The organism is Gardnerella sp. 26-12 (assembly GCF_001660745.1).
GTDB lineage: Bacteria > Actinomycetota > Actinomycetes > Actinomycetales > Bifidobacteriaceae > Bifidobacterium > Bifidobacterium swidsinskii.
In genome coordinates this window covers 1-2,455 of the sequence record NZ_LWSR01000137.1, presented here as the reverse complement: position 1 = coordinate 2,455, position 2,455 = coordinate 1, and the positions used below count along the sequence as shown (strand labels likewise).

1 protein-coding gene is annotated in these 2,455 nt (G+C 41.5%); it reads left to right on the top strand.

The annotated features are described in order from the left end of the window. The first annotated feature begins 122 nt into the window (after nucleotides 1–122). Nucleotides 123–2,441 carry a choice-of-anchor M domain-containing protein gene (locus A5295_RS05850; protein WP_064622144.1) on the top strand — a complete coding sequence of 773 codons (2,319 nt, stop codon included), beginning with the start codon at nucleotides 123–125 and terminating at the stop codon, nucleotides 2,439–2,441. Nucleotides 2,442–2,455 lie beyond the last annotated feature (14 nt).

Below are 2,455 nucleotides of genomic sequence, written 5' to 3'. Positions count from 1 at the left end.
AGAGACAGGAATCATTATTATTATTGATAGACGTTGTAAAGATATCTTCAATAGTCATTCGTGAAAGAAGAGCGCGAATAGGCGAAATAGAGAAGATGAAGTGTAGAGAGCGAAACAGTAATATGACTCAGGTCATTAAGAATATGGTAAAACGCGCGTTCGCGATGTGCGGCGTTGTGGTGCTTGCGTTTGCGGTGCTTGCATCAGGATTTAGTGCAGCTTTACCGGCAGTTGCATTAGAAAATAGTAATCTTGGCGAAAAATACAATCCTACAAAAAAGGAAGTGCTAAGTCATGGCCATACAGACGTGTTTTACCCAATTCAATACAATGGTAAATTCATTATGGCCGTCGAAAAAGACGCTGCTACTTTCTTAAAGCCTGAAAACACTACTTTGCGCGTAGCTAAAAGCACGTACACTACAAAATCGCAACTTCCTGCTCTCGCTACTGAATACTACTATCTCGATAGTTCCGGAAATCAAAAAGGAAACCCTCTTTTCCCGGGTTGGGACACAGGTTATGCTGCATCTTTAGTTGGCGCATCTCACGCAGATGATGCAACAGCAGATATTGCAATTCAGCAAGTTACTGGACCAATGAACGGGCGCATTCTGCTTTGGACTACCGATGGCATTGGAAAAAATTCGAAGAAATTATCATTTGAAGAGAATGATTTAGACGACGAACCTGATACTGATGGCAGTCGATTTATGTTACCTGGCGTAATTCACCAACATACGGCTGGCCACGTGCATGCAAACTGGGGATTTACTCAACCTGGCATTTACAAACTAAAAGTGGCAGCAACTATTACAAATAAAAACACTAAAAAGCAGATCACAACCGAACCTGCAGAATACACTTTTGAAGTAGAAGATACATATTCAGGCGAAGTACCTGCTTCTGGCATTACGGAAACGCTTGATTTGCACCGTCGCGGTGATTTTATTAATCCTGACGATGATGAAGAAGCGCACGAAGCTTCCAAAGATCATAAAGACACGGATAAAGACGATGGCGGCGATATGCGCATCGGCAATATTCGTGATTCCGGACCTCATCCGCATTATCATTCATACGAAGGTTATGGTGGTTTAGACTTAAAAGTAGTTAACAAACCAAAGGGCGCTCGTATTGAGTGGAGATATGTGCGTGCTGACGAAGGTCCTGACGCGTATGGAACCACTCTTTTTGCTGAGAGATTGCAGCTTCCAGCTGAGCCTGCAATGAACAAGATGAAAGTGTATGCTCACGCAACTGAAGGTGAAACGCAAGTTGGCAAAGATACTGCGTCTGCAACCATCGCCGTTGAAGATCACGGTGCTGACGGACATCCTGTAGTAAAAGCAATTGCTCCTTATAAGCGTTTCAAACCAGGGGATACTTTACACGCGAAAACAGTATTGCTTAACCCTCATGTTGCAACCGACGGTGTTACCGGTGCGCCAATTGACGATCCGACAAGTCCAGTAACTTCCATAGTCAAAGATTATGTTTGGTTGATAAAAAAGGAAGGAGAAAGCGAATTTAAGCGCATTCCTGGTGCCGTGAACAGCAAGTTGGAGCTAAAACTTGATGCGTCAATGCAAGGTGCAACGATTCGTCCTTCCTTAGTTTTAAAGAACGGTGAACTTTACCGTAATAAAATGTTTGATGAGTTTTGCGATTATGTTATTGAGATGAAAGGTGTTCCTCACTCTCATAACCATGATGGCGATGATGATCAAAGTGGTTCTGATTCTGAAGATGATGAGAACTCTCACGGGAAAAAGCACCATGAGAAGCGTCGTAATAAGCGCAAAAATAAGACTAAGCATTTTGTTGGTGGAAAGAACTTTTTGAAAGGTGTATTCGGCGGCACTGCAAATTCGGGACTATTTGGATCTAGTTCTAATGGTGGATTCCAATTCGAATCTAATTTCTTTAAGAAATCCAACAGAAAATTCAAGCGCACAAAGAAGAATCGCAATAAGACTAACCGCACTAATCGTAAGAATAATTCTAAAAATAATACGCAAAGTGGTGCTAGTTCTGGTTCTAGTTCTTTTACAAGAACAGAAAATTCAAGCGGAACATCGTTACATAATTCATCGCGACGAACTTCTGGCGGAACTCATACTAAGAACAAGAGCTCTAAGAAAAGTGGACAGACTATTCGTAATTTCGTAAGAACAGATAATAATTCTGGCAATAAGTCTAAAAATAGTTCTGTCAATAACTCTGATTTTGTTAAGAATACTGAACGTCATGCTTTGCAAGGTGCAAGGCAATACAACGAAGAATCTGATGAAGCGTATGAAGATGATTCAGATGATACAAAAGGTGATGGTTCCTCGACTAAGTGGGTTGCGGTTGCAGCTTCAGGTGCGAGCGTCGGCTTATGCACAATAACTGGCGCATGCGGAGCATTGATACGTTCTAAATTGAAATTGTTGTAAATAATATTCGTATT

Excerpts from the sequence above, each read along its gene's own strand:
- A5295_RS05850 (WP_064622144.1), top strand. The coding sequence starts at position 123 with ATGACTCAGGTCATTAAGAATATGGTAAAACGCGCGTTCGCGATGTGC.